This is a genomic window from Pseudomonas sp. BSw22131 (assembly GCF_026810445.1).
GTDB classification, from domain to species: domain Bacteria; phylum Pseudomonadota; class Gammaproteobacteria; order Pseudomonadales; family Pseudomonadaceae; genus Aquipseudomonas; species Aquipseudomonas huanghezhanensis.
In genome coordinates this window covers 4,512,956-4,528,111 of the sequence record NZ_CP113949.1, presented here as the reverse complement: position 1 = coordinate 4,528,111, position 15,156 = coordinate 4,512,956, and the positions used below count along the sequence as shown (strand labels likewise).

The 15,156-nt window shown below is 57.5% G+C and carries 14 protein-coding genes and 3 pseudogenes; 6 read left to right on the top strand and 11 right to left on the bottom strand.

The window, feature by feature from the left end; all coding sequences use genetic code 11:
- Nucleotides 1-70 precede the first annotated feature (70 nt).
- Together OYW20_RS20480 and OYW20_RS26380 are read left to right on the top strand one after the other, a co-directional pair.
- Entirely contained in the window at nt 71-310 is a 240-nt protein-coding gene (locus OYW20_RS20480; protein WP_268797737.1) for a hypothetical protein, read from the top strand.
- Between the two features lie 188 nt (nt 311-498).
- A pseudogene (locus OYW20_RS26380) lies at nt 499-679 on the top strand (site-specific integrase); the annotation flags it as partial.
- Between the two features lie 135 nt (nt 680-814).
- On the opposite strand, the pseudogene OYW20_RS20475 reads toward OYW20_RS26380, so the two are convergent.
- The 4 genes and pseudogenes from OYW20_RS20475 to OYW20_RS20460 form a co-directional block, all read right to left on the bottom strand.
- Nucleotides 815-898: pseudogene (locus OYW20_RS20475) on the bottom strand (transcriptional regulator); the annotation flags it as partial.
- A gap of 23 nt (nt 899-921) precedes the next feature.
- Nucleotides 922-2,076, bottom strand: a complete 1,155-nt coding sequence (locus OYW20_RS20470) for an epoxide hydrolase family protein (protein ID WP_268797736.1) — start codon at nt 2,074-2,076, stop codon at nt 922-924.
- The gene (locus tag OYW20_RS20465; protein ID WP_268797735.1) at nt 2,073-2,993 is read right to left on the bottom strand and encodes an NmrA family NAD(P)-binding protein; all 921 of its coding nucleotides are present in this window, start codon (nt 2,991-2,993) and stop codon (nt 2,073-2,075) included. Before OYW20_RS20465 ends, OYW20_RS20470 begins: the two co-directional genes overlap by 4 nt.
- 125 nt (nt 2,994-3,118) lie before the next feature.
- Nucleotides 3,119-4,536: pseudogene (locus OYW20_RS20460) on the bottom strand (IS1182 family transposase).
- Between the two features lie 168 nt (nt 4,537-4,704).
- On the opposite strand from OYW20_RS20460, the gene OYW20_RS20455 reads away from it, so the two are divergent.
- Complete coding sequence (locus OYW20_RS20455) at nt 4,705-5,331, top strand: TetR/AcrR family transcriptional regulator (protein WP_268797734.1); 627 nt, start codon at nt 4,705-4,707, stop codon at nt 5,329-5,331.
- A 184-nt stretch (nt 5,332-5,515) separates the two neighbouring features.
- Here the strand turns inward: OYW20_RS20455 and OYW20_RS20450 are convergent, their stop codons facing one another.
- From OYW20_RS20450 to OYW20_RS20430, 5 genes are all read right to left on the bottom strand, one after another.
- Nucleotides 5,516-5,761 (bottom strand): hypothetical protein, encoded by a 246-nt coding sequence (locus OYW20_RS20450; RefSeq protein WP_268797733.1) that lies wholly within the window; start codon nt 5,759-5,761, stop codon nt 5,516-5,518.
- Between the two features lie 190 nt (nt 5,762-5,951).
- Nucleotides 5,952-7,169 (bottom strand): DUF4350 domain-containing protein, encoded by a 1,218-nt coding sequence (locus OYW20_RS20445; RefSeq protein ID WP_268797732.1) that lies wholly within the window; start codon nt 7,167-7,169, stop codon nt 5,952-5,954.
- A complete protein-coding gene (locus tag OYW20_RS20440) occupies nt 7,166-8,776 on the bottom strand; it encodes a DUF4129 domain-containing protein (RefSeq protein WP_268797731.1) in 1,611 nt (536 codons plus the stop codon). Before OYW20_RS20440 ends, OYW20_RS20445 begins: the two co-directional genes overlap by 4 nt.
- Nucleotides 8,763-9,743, bottom strand: a complete 981-nt coding sequence (locus OYW20_RS20435; protein WP_268797730.1) for a stage II sporulation protein M — start codon at nt 9,741-9,743, stop codon at nt 8,763-8,765. The genes OYW20_RS20440 and OYW20_RS20435 overlap by 14 nt, the downstream gene beginning before the upstream one ends.
- Nucleotides 9,744-9,756: 13 nt before the next feature.
- Nucleotides 9,757-10,482 (bottom strand): RDD family protein, encoded by a 726-nt coding sequence (locus OYW20_RS20430; protein ID WP_268797729.1) that lies wholly within the window; start codon nt 10,480-10,482, stop codon nt 9,757-9,759.
- Nucleotides 10,483-10,721: 239 nt separating this feature from the next.
- Between OYW20_RS20430 and sbcB the strand changes: the two genes are divergently transcribed.
- Nucleotides 10,722-12,152: an exodeoxyribonuclease I gene (sbcB, locus tag OYW20_RS20425; RefSeq protein ID WP_268797728.1), complete on the top strand. Its 1,431-nt coding sequence runs from the start codon at nt 10,722-10,724 to the stop codon at nt 12,150-12,152.
- A gap of 100 nt (nt 12,153-12,252) precedes the next feature.
- On the opposite strand, the gene mvaT is transcribed toward sbcB, so the two are convergent.
- On the bottom strand, nt 12,253-12,633 hold the full coding sequence (mvaT, locus tag OYW20_RS20420; protein WP_268797727.1) for a histone-like nucleoid-structuring protein MvaT: 381 nt from the start codon (nt 12,631-12,633) through the stop codon (nt 12,253-12,255).
- A gap of 340 nt (nt 12,634-12,973) precedes the next feature.
- On the opposite strand from mvaT, the gene purU reads away from it, so the two are divergent.
- Nucleotides 12,974-13,825, top strand: coding sequence for a formyltetrahydrofolate deformylase (gene purU / locus OYW20_RS20415; RefSeq protein ID WP_268797726.1), 852 nt, complete (start codon nt 12,974-12,976; stop codon nt 13,823-13,825).
- A gap of 67 nt (nt 13,826-13,892) precedes the next feature.
- Entirely contained in the window at nt 13,893-14,102 is a 210-nt protein-coding gene (locus tag OYW20_RS20410) for a hypothetical protein (RefSeq protein ID WP_268797724.1), read from the top strand.
- Between the two features lie 12 nt (nt 14,103-14,114).
- On the opposite strand, the gene OYW20_RS20405 is transcribed toward OYW20_RS20410, so the two are convergent.
- Nucleotides 14,115-15,110 (bottom strand): lysylphosphatidylglycerol synthase transmembrane domain-containing protein, encoded by a 996-nt coding sequence (locus OYW20_RS20405; protein WP_408005426.1) that lies wholly within the window; start codon nt 15,108-15,110, stop codon nt 14,115-14,117.
- Between the last annotated feature and the right edge of the window lie 46 nt (nt 15,111-15,156).

Genomic DNA, 15,156 nt, shown 5'->3' with positions numbered 1-15,156 from the left:
GCTCCACGGCTATGATTTTCGATGCCGTCACATAACCCTTCGACTGTATCTAACCCTGAGAGGACGCACCATGGGCAAGGTGGCAATGAAGGAAGGTGTCAAACAGTACGTCCACCGTGCGCTTGATGCTAAAGACGAGGTAGCGACGAAAATGATTGCTGCTGGTGTTGAGCCTTTACAGGCGCTTAAGGCATCGAGTGTTGTCACGAAAGATGCAATGGACGAGTTGATTGATCGGCATTTTGATAACGCCAGTGCTTCGGAATTTAATACCACGCTTAGCGACGGGGTATCACCGAGACTGAACTGATGGTGCGTATCCTTGTACAGAAAAATGGCCTCCGGTATCGAGTATGCCGGGGGCTTTTTTGTATGTGGCGCACAAGGTCATTTTCCGTGAACATCAGGTAGGGCCTGCTGATTCCCTTGTCAGGAGGCCCCGGCCTGACTCTCTCCAGATTGAGCACGATTCCCGTGCAATCCTGACAGAGAGGCGGCATGACAACCCGCCGCGCTACTTCGCTCCGCCCTGGACAATTTAAACACCTGATTCGCGTTGCGTCCGTTACTGGCCGCTTACCAGAGCGCGACGTAATGCTGCTATGGCTGACCCACACCACGGGCATTCGTGTTCCCGAGCTGGCCTTGCTGGAGGTGTCAGATGTTCTGTACCCCAGGCCGCTACTCATTAGGTCGTGCACGTCCAATGGAAAATTGTCAGGAGGCTGCGCGCTGACAACGAGATCCTTTCTTCCAATCGGGACACATCCATCAAAAAAAGCGCCATCAGGGCTCTTTTTCAGGTGAAGCGGCTTTATTTCTTCAGCCATCCCTCGACGACGTCAGAACCGTGTTCTGCTTTCCACTCCTTCAACGCTCTGTGATTCCCACCTTTGCCATAAACAGAAAAGCCCGAACGCATTAACGCAGCAGGCGGAAGGTGTCACGCACATGCTCGATGAGCGTTGCCGGGTTTTCCATGGCCGCGAAGTGGCCGCCGTGCTCGGCTTCAGCGAAGAACCTCAGATCGTCAAAACGCGCCTGCGCCCAGCGCCGTGAGAGACGAAGCAACTCGCCCGGGAACATGCTCACGCCCGCTGGGATGGGTACAGCGGGGGCAGGGCGTTGCTTTTGCATTTCGTCCATCCCTTCCCAATAGAAACGGACCGAGCTGGGTCCAGCATTAGGCAGCCAGTACAGCATGATGTCGTCGATGAGCGCATCGAGCTCGATTACCCGCTCAGGCTCTCCGCCGGTGTCGGAGGCATCCTGAAACAGCGCATACACCCACGCCGCCAGGCCAACGGGCGAATCCGCCAAGGCGAAGCCTACTGACTGCGGCCGGGTGCTTTGCACTTTCATATAACCGGAAAGCTCTCGCTCGTAGCGTTGTGCATCGGCCAACATGCGCTGTTCTTCAGGGGTGGCCTGCGCGACTTCCTCCTCGGTGGGTCGGTACATCACCATGTTCAGGTGAATGCCGATCAGGCCAGGTGGGCGCATCTGCCCAAGGGCGGTGGTCACGGCCGCGCCCCAATCCCCTCCCTGGGCGGCCCAGCGCTGGCCATATCCCAAACGGTCCATCAACTGAGCCCAGGCCGCCGCAGTTTTGCTGACGCCCCAGCCCTGAGAACGTGGCTTATCACTGAAACCAAAGCCCGGTAGCGCCGGGATCACCAAATGGAACGCATCGCTGGCCTTGCCACCGTGGGCGGCCGGGTCGGTGAGTGGCCCAATCATCGCCCTGAACTCAAGAATAGAGCCTGGCCAGCCGTGGGTCATTAGCAAAGGCAAGGCGTCAGGGTGAGGTGAGCGGATGTGAAGAAAGTGAATACCAAGACTGTCGATCTCGATCCGGCTGCTGTTCCACTGGTTGAGTTGGGCTTCAGTGGCCCGCCAGTCATAGCCATTACGCCAGCGCTCGACCAGCGCGCGCAGACGCTCAAGCCGTGGCCCTTGGCTGTTGTCGGATACGGTTTCTGGGTCAGGCCAGCGGGTTTGCGTCAGGCGCCGAGCCAGGTCGTCGAGTTGCGCCTGGGGGACTTGAAGGGGAAAGGGCTTGATAAGGTGGGTCATTGGTTCATCCCTTGCACATGGGTACGGGCCAGTGTGTCATGCACGGATGCCCATTTACGTTGGCCGTAGCGGTCGTTATCCAGGTTGAGCAGCTTGCCCCGCCCACTCATCATGTCTCGCAGGTATTGCATGCCTTGCCAGGCTGGGAAGGGCTTTTCACTAGACGGCGTGAGCGCGCGCACCACGTAGATAAGGGCGGACAGCGTGCCGATATTCCCAGGGCGCAGGGTGCGGTAGCGCTGCCCGGTCAGCTCGGTCAAGATGCGGGCGATCTGCGCAGGCGGCAGGGTGTTACCGGCAATGCGCAGAAAACGTGGAGTGTGGGGATCGAGCGCAGCATCGGCGGTGAAGGAGGCTACGTCGTCCTTGGCCGTGAAGTCCAATGGTTGTTGTGCGTCACCGAAATGCAGCACTCGGCGTCCGGGTAGCACGATAGGTGCGTCGCCTTCGAGCAGCTCGAGAAAGCCACCGTTCAGGATAGAGGTAACGGTAATGTCGGCCCTATCAAGCAGGGTGGCGAAGCGCCGGCGAAGGTCCAGGTTGCGGTTATCTCCAGGGCGGGTACGGGTGTAGTCGAGCGAATAATCCGAGGGAATGAACCTGGGTACCCCAGCCGCTACAGCGGCCTCCAACAGCATGCACTGCTGCTCAATGATCACCTCTTCCAGGCCGTTGAGCGTAGACACCACACAACCCGAGCCAGCAATGGCACGACGCAGGCCCTGAGCGTCATCCAATGAAACGGGCGTGATCGTCGTGCAGCTGTTGCGCAGGCCATTCAGCCGGACTTGCTCAACGCCTGGCCGAACCAGCGCTATTACATGGGCGCCGCGCTCTGCCAGCGCACGCACTACGCGGTGGCCTAAATCTCCTGTAGCGCCAGCAACCACAATGGGTAAAGCAGTAGCGTGATTCACAGAGCGCTCTCTTAGTCGGCTTGAATGCAGACCGTGTGAAAACCAGATAACCAGCAGCTAACCAAAAAAATGCCCCGATCACCTCGGGGCATTTCCCATTTATACAGAGAGAAAAAAGGCCTTCCTCAGGCCAGCAACTCCATCATTCGGCGCACGCCCAGGACGTTGATAGCCCTTTTCAGGTTATAGGCGTTTATCGCAAGCGCCATTTCCGTTCGCGCACCCTTTAGCTGGCGAAGCAAGAACCGGCCATTGCCGTAGATCCATTGTTTGAGGTTGCCAAACGGGTGTTCGACGATGCTTCTTCGGGCATCAACCATCTCAGGATGTGCCTGCATTCGCTGCTTCATTCTTTCAAAAGCTTCTTCGTGAACGTGTCGCTTGATCGAGCGATAGCGGCTCTTGGTGCATCGATGTTTAAGGGGGCAGGAGCCGCAGTCATTAGCGTTTGCGCGGTAGATTCGCTGTCCCTTGTTCAGTTGCAGCAGGGGCAAAAAATGCCCGGCCGGGCATTGGTAGCGGTCGTTTTGCTGGTCGTAGTTAAAATCGTCCCGGCCAAAAAAAGTGGGGTCTTCAATGTTGTTGCCCCGATTAATCGGTACGTACGCCGTGATGCCGGCGTCATCACAGGCCTGAAAATGCTCGCCGTTTGAATAGCCGGCATCTGCAGTAACGGTCAGATTCGGTTGTTCAAGGACTTCCTGAGTCGCTTTTGCCATCGGCTCCAGTTGCTTGCGATCATCGCCTTCCTGAGTCACTTCGTGGTGCACGATCAGGCTGTTTTCAGCGTCGACTGCGGTCTGCACGTTGTAGGCAACGGCCATGCCCTGCGGGGCTCGCATCATCCGCGCGTCGCTTTCGGTGCTGATGAATTGGGTGATCTGCAGTTCGTCCATCAGCGCCTGGCAGGTCAGGTAGTCGTCCCGTTTGGCGGTCAGTTTTGCCAGCACCGTCTTAACAGCGCTTCGATCAACCACCTCTTCATTTTCGTCGCGATCTGCGCAGTCCAAATCCTCTAGATACTTGGCTATGCGGCGGTCCAATTTTTCCTGATCGCGCTTGAGGTGCTTGGTGCTGATGTGACGACGGGCCGAAGCGACAGCCTTGAATTTGCTGCCATCGATGGCGACCAGATCACCTTTGACCAAGCCTGCGGTTCGGCAGAACTGAACAAACGCGCGGCAGGTTGCAGAGAACGCGGTAGCGTTATCCTTGCGGAAGTCGGCGATGGTTTTGAAGTCCGGCGCGAGGCGGTTGAGCAGCCACATGACTTCGATGTTGCGTTGGCACTCAGCTTCGAGCCGGCGCGAAGACCGTATGCGCTGGAAGTAGCCATAGATGTAGAGCTTGAGCAGATCGGCGGGGTTGTAAGGTGGACGTCCGTTGCCTTTGGGATGGCTTTATCAAACCCCAGAACCCGGAGATCAAGGCGCGAAACATAGGCATCAATGACCCGGACGAGATGGTCTTCGGGAATGACTTCGTCGATGGAAACCGGAAACAGGCTGGTCTGGTTTCGAGATTCGCCCTGGATGTACGCCATAAGAAAATGCCCCGCATCTTTCGATGCGGGGCATTTTCTTAGATCTGGGGCGGGTTGGCTAGGTTTTCACACAGTCTGAATGGGTAGAAGCGGCGGTTACCTGTCTCAATTTAACTGAACGTTACCGTTTAGTTGACGAACAAACAAGACGTCTGTAAGTTGCCGGCCATGACGTTGATCAAGACCAAATCCAAAGGCGGCAGGCCCAAGCAGAATCAGGCGGGTGAGGCCGAGCGTCGGTTGCTGGATGCAGCGCTGCAGCGCTTTCTGGCCGACGGTTTCGAAGGCACCTCATGCGAAGACATCGCCCGGGCGGCCTGCGCCAGCAAAGCCACCCTCTATGCTCGTTACGCTAATAAAGAGGCGCTGTTCGAAGCAGTCGTGCAGCGCCACGTGGCCACATTGCTAATGCCTGCTGAAACAACGCCCACGCTCCCACTGGAAGGCCGCCTGCGGCATGTAGGCCAGGGCATCCTCGAGCACGCGCTGCAAGCCGATACCCTGGCAATGATGCGCCTGGTGATAGCAACCTCCACCCGCGCCCCGCTGCTGGCGGCTGAAGTAAATCGCATCGGGTGGGAAGGCGGTTTCATTAGGGTACGTTCGGCCATATTGGCGGGCCCAGACCAACCCACGGACCCTGACGCACTGGCCCGTCAATTCATCGACCTGGTGTTCGCCCCCCATCAGCTTAGAGCGCTGCTGGGGGAGGACCGGGGGCAGCTGATTCAAGCCATTCCCGAGCGAGTGGGGTGGGGCCTGAAGCTGGTTCACATCGCCGGTTTACTGCACTGAGTGCTTTGGCTTTAACGGCTTGCGAGGCAATTTGCCTGAACTGTAAATCCCTCACGGCGCCTTTGACTCAGGAGGCCTACCACTGCTCATTACTAATAGCTGAGCCGCGATTTCTGATGGGTGCCACATTGACCACTCTCATCACGCTTTATGTGGGCAATGTACGGTCGGGATCAGTTGACCACTACATGCGTTGGCGGGTGGTGTTCAGCGCCAGTCCGCACGTCACCAAGCAGTAGTCTCGATAGGCTGCCACAAGGGTTTTGGCCTCACCACGATCCACGTCACGCCCATCAATTCCATGGGCTCCAAGAAAGCTGAAAAAGTCGTAAAGCGCTCGGCCAGTATTGGGCCACGAACGCTTAGAACCGATGGCCCCGCGAAGCAGGTAGTGACGAAAGAACTGGTTGACCGGGACGCAACTCTCCATTGAGTCCTAAAGCAGGATAGGGAACCCCGCATAGGGCTGCCCGACAATTACCAAATCCTCTGTAGCCCACACAAGCTCCATCTGCTATCTCCTGCACTGAACAGCTGCCCATTGCTCAGTACCAAGACCTATGAGCTTCTAAGATGTTGATTTCACTATGGCAGGAATCTAACGGTTTTCGAGTACCGGATCATAAGGCATTCCTGAGGGTTTGCAGGTAGGCAACCTGACGGGTGAATTCCGATCGGGAAAGACGCTCGCTCGGACGAGGTCGTAGCGCCTGGCCGACGGCGCTGACCGGTTGACGAGTCAGACGTGCAAGCGCCTGCCATTGTTCTGCGACGACTAACCCGTCAAATCCCGGATGACGTTGCCGGGCACGGCGCAGGATGTCGGTTTGCAGCGTACGCAACAGCAGCTGTTGTCCTCTGCGTCTCAAGAGAAAGTCGGCGCTGGCACGCAGGTGTTCGGACAATTGTCGGCGTGCTCTTTCAGGGGCTGGCTGCAACGGCCCCTCACGCATGCCCACTCGCCACAATGTGAGCATCGTCAACAAGGTCAGCGAGGTAAGCGCCAGAGGAAAGTGCTTATTTAAAAGGCTGAACAAATCCGCATGTTCTGTACGAAGCAGCAGCGTGACGTCGGTGTCCTGCGTCAGATACCACAACAGCCAGGCGTTGTCGTATTTGCCGATTGAGCGGTTTTTCCACAGATTGGCGTCGGTCACCACAGTGATCAGGCCCTTGCCGTAAATCATCTGGAGCATGTGCGTAGCGTCGGCGCTATTCGCCCAGGATTGCGCGTGGTCCTGAGGGTCGTCCAGATGAAACTCCGGATCAAAACTCATATAAGCCGGGTCGGTTTCGTTTTGCACGTAAAGACGAGTCAGCTCTGGCCATGGCGTCTGCGGGGTGGATGCAAAGGTCGGGCTCAACGGGATCACGGGCTTGATCATGTTCATTTCCCGGCGCCTCTCCTGATCGCGCAACCCCTGGGTGAGAAATTGATGGATCTGCAACTGATCGAGCAGCAGATCGCCGCTTCGGCCCTTTTTGTCATCCCACAGTTGTTCTGCAACGAACAGCAGACGCCCTCCTGATCGGGCCCACGCCAGGACGCGTTCCACTTCGGCGGGCGTCATGTCTTCTCGCGTGTCGAGCAGCATCAGGCTTTGGGTGCGCTGTCGATTATCGGGAAGCCCATGCAGCGTTTCGATAACGCTCACAGGAATTGATCGCAGCTGCAAGAAATGTTGCGCAGCGAGGTAAGGATTGGCACGGGCCTCGGGAGACGGGCCTTGGTCGACGACTTCCTGATAGTGCTCCAGTCGCTGAAAAAGCGGCAGGCTGAAAGCACCGATGATGACCAGAGCCAGCAGCACGATGCCCACCTGTGCGCGGCGGTTCATACTGATTTACCTGTCGGGAACAAGCGGCGCCACTCATCACACAGCGCTTGCTGCGCATCAAGTGGCGGCAAGCTATGGCCGTAGGCAAGGTTCTGCCAATGAGAGGTCAGGATTCGACTGAAATCCTGCAGCGATGGCTGATTCAGCGTGGCGATACGCTGAAGCACCTGACCTTCGGTGTCCGCGTTTTTCAGGGGCAATTGGTAATCCGTGAGCAATCGATTCAGAAGGGCTCTGTAGAGCAAGCTCAATGCTTCGCGCGGCTGCTGTGTCCAGAGCGCTTCTACGCTTGTGGCGACGTCACCGGGCAGGCTCTGTGTATTGACCTGCAAGCCGAAGAGTTGCTGTGGTGTTGTGGGGCGCGGCGCAGTCTTGCGCTCGCTGCCGCTGACGAATGTTCCGATCCAGCTTCTGTATCGCCATGCGCACCACCCCACTGACACGGCAATCGCCGTCCACAGCAAAACTTCTACGGCGTTGGCCAGTAACGAGGCGACGGCCAGAAGGCTGCGCATCATATCCGCCACCCAGGAAGGCGCTGCACTGCTTCTCGCCTGTTTGACGTCAGGCTTTTGGTCAATGCGCCAGCCCGAAACAGTCTTGGGATTTTTGAATGGCGGATTCTCCAACACACCTTTGATGGCGGTTTCGGATGCTTTGCTCGTCAGCGCCTGCTCGAGCAGGCGAGGGCTTGCAGGCGCGGCCACGGAGTCTTCGGCGTCAGGTTGGTCCAGCGGCGGAAGCGGGCAACTGTAGGTCTGAGCGTCTCGGGGAGGCAGCAAACTTTCGTCGGCCATGACCGGCGTGGCTGGTATTGATAACAAGAGGGCGCAGCCGAGCAGGATTGCGTAGGCGCTACCCGTCAGCCGCTGGCGCATCCGTCGAAATATCAGCTCGATGTCCCATGCCTCAAGCTGGGTACGCCGGTTCAGATAAAGGCTAAAACCGCATGCGACATAAAGGGGGCCCCAAACCATCAGCACCAGCGCATAGAAGGCGTTGGTGAGATGCTCGAGCCATGTCCACTGACCTTCGACTTCGAGCAGGCTTTGCCATGACCAGTCGATCTCTACCTGCTGGGGAAGCAGCGAATAGAACAACCCCATCAGGCCGACCCATAGGCACATTTCGAGTGCACTCCCCACCGAGGTAAGGCAGCGGGCAGCGCTTAGCCCGTCCCGGCTGAGCGTCGCAATACGATGTGCTTGCTCCGTGCCCGACAGCCCTTCGAGCTGCTGGACCGGCAGTTTGAAACTTCGGCTGAGGCTCAGGCGGCGCCAGGTCAGGCTCGCCAGTAACTGCGGTTTCAGCGCCCGGGGCCAGGCAAGCAGGGCCTGCTTTAATGTAGGCGTTATGCCAAACAATGTTTGAGAGAGGATCAGCAGCGTAAGGCGCTCGTACAGAGGCTTCAGCCACCAGAACAGAAAAATCGCAAGCGACGGATAGTCCCACAGCACGGCTGTGAGAAGGGCGAACACCGGCAGCGTCACCATTGCCCAACTGATCATTAGAAGGCTGCGATGCTCTTGCACCATCAGCACCCCAAGGTCTATGGCTTCCCAAGGGTTGCGCGGCCGAATGGCGACGCTGGCATCAGTCAGTCGCATGAGCGTTTCGTCCGGCGAACGTTAAATAGCAGGCAACCAGTGCCCAAAGCGCGGTACCCACCAGGTACTTGGTCAGCGGTGCGGGCCAGCTCATTGATGACCAGTACGCCTCGATGAAGGCAGCAATGACTAAAAACAGAATGACGCCAACGATGAGGCGGATGCTGGTTCTGGCGGCTATTCTCAGCGCTTCGGTTCTGGGCAGCGCTTCCGGCGCAAGCAGGGCCCATCCGAGTTTCAAACCGGCCGCACCCGACAGCGCGATGGCGGTGAGCTCGAATGCCCCGTGCCCGATAACGAACGGCCAGAATGTCCCCCCGTAACCAACGCCAGTCAGATGTCCGGCCACGGCACCGATCATCAAACCGTTGAAGAACAGAAAGAACAGGCTGCCGAGTCCGAAAATGAGGCCGCTGGCAAAGGTCTGAAAGCCGATACCGATGTTGTGCATGATGTAGTAGCCGAACATCAACCAGTCTTCGCTCGATCCGCGATCCGCTGCCTGACCGATGCGTCGCGCTGCCGGGTCGTACATCGCCTCCATGTCACCCACGTCAGCCGGGCTGACCACTCTGTAGACGAGGTCCGGGAAAACGTAGACCAACACCCCCATCAGCAACAGGCTGCCGAAAAACAACAGGCTGGCAATCAATACTAGTCGCCATTCGGCTCGGACCAGCCTCGGAAATCCGGCGAGGATGAAACCGAGCAGTTGCGCGCCCAGTTGGCTGCGATGACGATACAGCTGCTGATGCCCACGCATGGCCAGTTGGTGCAGAGGGTCGACGAGGTGGCTGCTGTACCCGCGTTCCTGCGCTAAGGCCAGTTGTTGGCAGATGCGTCGATAATCGGCCGCGAAGGTTTCAGTGGCCTCCACTTTGCTTCTGCTGCGCTCAAGTGCGTCCAGCCGCTCGGCAAACAGTTCCCAGTCTTCCTGATGACGGGCTTCAAACGGGGCCTGTTTCATGTTTGGTTCGTCTTCATACCGGACCCAATAGTCCACGTGCAATGCCGTTCAGGCGGGCGATCGCCTGATCTGGCGAGGCATTGAGCGGTTGCGCGAGAATCTGCGCGAGTTCATGGGTGCGCGCCGGTGAGAGGCTCACCTGGCGCTCGGCAAAAGACAGGATTGCCCGCTGCTCGTCCAGCGTCATGGACACCGGCGCTACAAAGGACGCGGCGTCCGGCAGTTCAGGACGCTTGATCGGCGCATCGCGATAAATCACCAGCGTACCGGCGGCAAGGTCGCCCAGCCGTTTGAACGATGGATGCTGAAAGCAAGTGAACGCGCCCACGCTGTAACCGAATGGCAGCATGTCGACAAACCGCAACAGGTTACGCAACAAGGAGGCGGACCAGCCAATGGGCGTGCCGTCGTCATGCACGACGCGCATGCCCATAAATTGTTTGCCCGGTGAGCGGCCCTGATTGAGAACCTCGAAGAGCACCATGTACCACCACGTGACGAGAAACAGCGCCAGTGCGCCCAGGCCCATGCCGAACTTCTCGAAGGGCTGAAGCAGTACAAACAACACGCCCAGAAGCGTCGCGCGGATAAGCAGATCAATGCCGAACGCCAAAGACCTAGGGACAAGGCCTGCCGGGCGCAGCAGCAGGTCGATGCCTTCAGGGGTTTCCATTCGGAGGCGGGTATCCAGCGGCGCAGACTGCGGCGCATGCCTTGGCGTTGCGTGCGAAGTGGGCATATCAGAAGGAGGACACCTTGGAGTGAGAGGTTGATGCTAGCCAGCAAGGTCCAGCTAAGCAACCAGCCACTTCCGACACGGGATGTAAGAAGATGCTTCCGGTTATGCGTGGCTCACTAGGCGCAAGATTTGTCCGTCCCTCCGCATTTCGGTTTCGGGCTCAAAGTCGTCGAGTGTCCTACAAAGTCGCCCCGGTACGATCTGATAGACTTTGTCCGACTTTTGTTCAGGATCAGCCCGTGACCTCCAGCATCTTCTGGTACGACTACGAAACCACCGGGATCAACCCGCGCAATGACCGGCCGCTGCAGGTCGCCGGCATTCGCACCGATGATCAGCTCAACGAAATCGCCGCCCCCCTTAATATCTACTGTCAGCCCAGTGACGATATCTTGCCGCACCCGATGGCTTGTCTTGTCACCGGGATTACGCCTGAGCGCCTGGCGGAAAAAGGGTTGTGTGAAGCGGACTTCATGACGCGCGTCCACGCTGAGCTGGCCGCACCGGGAACCTGCGGCGCGGGCTACAACACGCTGCGTTTCGATGATGAGATGACTCGCTACAGTTTGTACCGCAATTTTTTTGACCCGTACGGGCGCGAATGGCAGGGCGGTAATAGTCGCTGGGATTTGATCGATGTGGTTCGCACTGCCTACGCGCTGCGTCCCGAGGGGATTGTCTGGCCCCAGGAAGACGGGCGAGTCACGTTAAAACTGGACCGGCTCACTGTTGCCAATGGCATCGAGCATGGCGAAGCCCACGAGGCGTTGTCGGATGTCCGTGCAACTATCGCACTGGCCCGACTTGTTCGCGACAAACAACCCAAGCTTTATGACTACCTTTTCCAGTTGCGCAGTAAGCGCAAGGTGCAAGATCAGATTCGACTTCTGCAGCCACTGGTGCATATATCGGGGCGTTTTTCGGCTGCGCGCAGTTACTTAGGTGTGGTGTTGCCGCTCGCGTGGCACCCCACCAACAAGAATGCGTTGATTGTGTGCGACCTCCATCTAGACCACGAACCGCTCTTGCACGAAACACACGATGTGCTGCGTCAGCGTTTATATACCCGGCGTGAAGACCTCGCTGAAGGCGAGTTGCCGGTGCCCTTGAAGTTGCTTCATATAAATAAATGTCCGGTCATCGCACCGTTGAGCGTACTGCGTGAGGAGGATCGTCTGCGTTTGCGTCTGGATATGGACGTGTTGAAAGACCGCGTCCAGCGGCTAAATGAAGGGCAGGCGTTATGGCAGGAAAAGTTGAAGTCCATTTATGCCAGTGACGACTTTTCATCCAGCGAAGACCCGGAACAGCAGTTATATGACGGTTTTATCAACGACCGTGACCGCCGTTTGTGCGAGCAGGTCAGAATTGCCGAGCCGCAACAACTAGGCAGCGATCCCTGGCCTTTTGACGACGAACGACTTCCCGAGTTGTTGTTCCGGTACCGCGCGCGCAACTTTGCCGAAACCTTGAGTAACGCCGAACAACAGCGCTGGCTGAGTTTCTGTCAGTCGCGTCTCACCGATCCCCTGGCCGGCGCACCCAATACGCTCAAGGACTTTACCAAGGCCTTGATTGCGGCCTCGCTGACCGCATCGCCTGCTCAGTTGAAGGTTCTGGGTAAATGGCAGGATTACGCTGAGGCGTTGCGCGTACGCTTGGGCATCTAGCGCAGGGACAGCAATATTGCATGCAATAAAAAACGCCAGCTAGCTGGCGTTTTTTATTGAGCTGTACGTCACTGCACAACCACTTCCCTTACATCGGTAATTAGCCGAGCAGGGTGGCCCAACCTTCGACTTCGTCACCGCCCCACTTGGCTTTCCACTCTTTCAGAGTCTTGTGGTTGCCACCTTTGGTTTCGATGATTTCGCCGTTGTGCGGGTTTTTATACTGCTTTACTTTGCGAGCGCGTTTGGTGCCGGTAGTTTTCACGGCTGCGCCACGTGGTGCTTTGTTAGTTTTTGCTTCTGGATCCAGCAACGCGATGATGTCGCGCAGGGATTTTTGATACTCGCCCATCAGGGTGCGCAGTTTGCCTTCGAATTCCAGCTCGGTCTGCAGTTTGTCGTCTTGTTTCAGGTTCTGCAGACGAGCTTGCAGTTCTTTGATGGCTTCTTCTGCTGCGCGGTATTCGTTGATCAGGGACATGAGGATTACCTTATGTTGTGAAGTGCAGGGTGTATGGACGCAATAATAGTCACAGCGTTTGTGCAAGTAAACATTCAAGTCTGGTTTATTTGAAGTATTTCCAAGTAACGGCAGGTATGAGAGGACCGCCGAACTAATTCACACGCTATACGTAGCCGATATGTAGCGCTAATACGCAGTTTTTTCTTCACGGTGTGCGCAATGATCTGGTGGGGCCGGCGCGGCTTGCCTGTGCAGGCCTGCTTTTTTGGCACAAAGCCATTTGCGCGCATTCCATTACTGCACAGTCCTCGGGTAGTCGCTAGAATGGCCGCCTTTGCGAAGTTCTGGAGTTTCCCTCATGCGCACTTTTCGTCTGGTGATTGCTTGCCCGGACCGTGTTGGTATCGTTGCCAAAGTCAGTAACTTTCTGGCGTCCTACAACGGCTGGATCACCGAAGCGAGCCATCACTCGGACAACCTGAGTGGCTGGTTCTTTATGCGCCACGAAATTCGTGCCGATACTTTGCCGCTCGAACTGGACGCTTTCCGAGAGGCGTTCAAGCCTATCGCTGAAGAGTTTTCGATGGACTGGCGCATCACCGATTCGGATCAGAAGAAACGCGTTGTGTTGATGGCCAGCCGAGAGTCCCATTGCCTCGCAGACCTGTTGCATCGTTGGCACAGCGACGAACTTGATTGCGAGATTGCCTGCGTTATTTCCAACCATGAAGACCTGCGCAGCATGGTGGAATGGCACCATATCCCTTATCACTACGTGCCAGTTGATCCTAAAGACAAGGAGCCGGCGTTCGCCGAAGTTTCACGTCTCGTGAAACAGCACGAAGCCGACGTAGTGGTGCTGGCGCGCTACATGCAGATTCTGCCGCCGCAGTTGTGCCGCGAATATGCGCATCAGGTCATTAATATCCATCACAGCTTTTTGCCTTCGTTCGTTGGCGCCAAGCCTTATCACCAAGCGTCATTGCGCGGTGTGAAGCTGATCGGTGCGACATGCCATTACGTCACTGAAGAGTTGGACGCAGGACCGATCATCGAGCAGGACGTTGTGCGCGTCAGTCACCGGGACAGCATTGAAAACATGGTGCGTTTCGGCCGCGATGTAGAAAAAATGGTCCTCGCCCGTGGTCTGCGTGCCCACCTGGAAGATCGCGTGCTGGTACATGACAACAAGACCGTGGTTTTCGACTGACCTCTTTGTCGTCGGCGTGGCGCTCTGATGGGATCCACGCCGACACCGTCATCACGAGGATTGCCCTATGACTGATCCGCTCGACAAAGCCACCTCAAAGGCGCCGCCTACGGTGGGTGAGGGTTGCTTGAGTCGCTACGACGTTGACAGCCTTACTGATGAGGATGGCGCAACATTCGACGGCGCGGCCGAGCTTTGGCAGCAACTGCAGCAAGCACCCAATGCCGGACAAGCACCGGTCCCGGGTCCCCTCGACAATCCCGGCAACTGCGAATAACAAGGCGACTGATCACGCGCCTTTCAGGCGCATCAGTTTGTTAAGTAACGGCTTGCCGACCATTAGCAGAAAGACCGGCCCGCCTGCGATCAGATAAAAATAGTAGGTCACCGCGCGCCAGATCAGAATGGCGGCCGCAGCGGTGGATTTCCCCACCATGGGCGCCAGCAATGCGGCAGACGTGAGTTCTGCTGTGCCTGCCCCACCCGGCGACAGGCTGAATTGCCCGGCACTCAGAGACAGCATCTGAATCAGAAACGTCCACGCCCACTGCACATCTGCCCCCAGGCCTCGCAGCGTCAGATACAGCACGCTGTAGCGCAGGCCCCAGTGCAGGCAAGTCAGCACGAATACCTGAAATAACACGCGGTGCGGCATTTTCCAGGTTTCGGCCAGAGCGTCGCGAAAGTGCAACAGCTTGCGCGCCCACCGCATTCGCGTTGTCGCCTTGGTGTTGAAGCGTTTGAGCAGCACGCCGTTGAACAGAATTATCCGCCGGTGATAGCGCGCAAATCCTGCGCAAGCCACCAGCCCGGCGACGATCAGCAAAGCGCTGACAATCAGCATCCACTCCAGCCGCTCGCTCAGGTTGTGAAACAGCGCGTAGATCAGAATGCCGATCAGCGCCATCAGGAAAAACACCAGGTCCATCAACTGATCGGTGGCGAAGGCGGCAGTGCTTTTGGCAGGGCCTATGCCGTTGCGCGAGAGCAGCGCGACAAGCGTCAGCGGTGCGCCGCTGCCGCCGGGTGTCGCGCTGTAGGCAAACTCCGTGGCCATGACCACGCCCAGGCTTTTGCGAATGCTTAATCCGCTGGCGCTGTCGCCCAACAACAATCGTAAGCGTGCGGTGTTGCAGCACCAGCCAACTAGGACCATGCCAAACATGATCAACAGCAGATCCAGCGGGAAGGCGCGCAGCCGATGAAACATGTCGGTGCCTCCCATGAAAAGCGGAATCAACAAGGCCAGGATCAATGCGGCCGACAGCCATGCAAGTCGCTTCACGCAGCGGCCCTCTGGCTGGGTGATGACGCGGTGCGCGAGGTTGGCC

Excerpts from the sequence above, each read along its gene's own strand:
- OYW20_RS20480 (WP_268797737.1), top strand. The coding sequence starts at position 71 with ATGGGCAAGGTGGCAATGAAGGAAGGTGTCAAACAGTACGTCCACCGT.
- OYW20_RS20470 (WP_268797736.1), bottom strand. The coding sequence starts at position 2,076 with ATGACCCACCTTATCAAGCCCTTTCCCCTTCAAGTCCCCCAGGCGCAA.
- OYW20_RS20455 (WP_268797734.1), top strand. The coding sequence starts at position 4,705 with ATGACGTTGATCAAGACCAAATCCAAAGGCGGCAGGCCCAAGCAGAAT.
- OYW20_RS20450 (WP_268797733.1), bottom strand. The coding sequence starts at position 5,761 with ATGGAGAGTTGCGTCCCGGTCAACCAGTTCTTTCGTCACTACCTGCTT.
- OYW20_RS20445 (WP_268797732.1), bottom strand. The coding sequence starts at position 7,169 with ATGAACCGCCGCGCACAGGTGGGCATCGTGCTGCTGGCTCTGGTCATC.
- OYW20_RS20440 (WP_268797731.1), bottom strand. The coding sequence starts at position 8,776 with ATGCGACTGACTGATGCCAGCGTCGCCATTCGGCCGCGCAACCCTTGG.
- OYW20_RS20435 (WP_268797730.1), bottom strand. The coding sequence starts at position 9,743 with ATGAAACAGGCCCCGTTTGAAGCCCGTCATCAGGAAGACTGGGAACTG.
- OYW20_RS20430 (WP_268797729.1), bottom strand. The coding sequence starts at position 10,482 with ATGCCCACTTCGCACGCAACGCCAAGGCATGCGCCGCAGTCTGCGCCG.
- mvaT (WP_268797727.1), bottom strand. The coding sequence starts at position 12,633 with ATGTCCCTGATCAACGAATACCGCGCAGCAGAAGAAGCCATCAAAGAA.
- purU (WP_268797726.1), top strand. The coding sequence starts at position 12,974 with ATGCGCACTTTTCGTCTGGTGATTGCTTGCCCGGACCGTGTTGGTATC.
- OYW20_RS20410 (WP_268797724.1), top strand. The coding sequence starts at position 13,893 with ATGACTGATCCGCTCGACAAAGCCACCTCAAAGGCGCCGCCTACGGTG.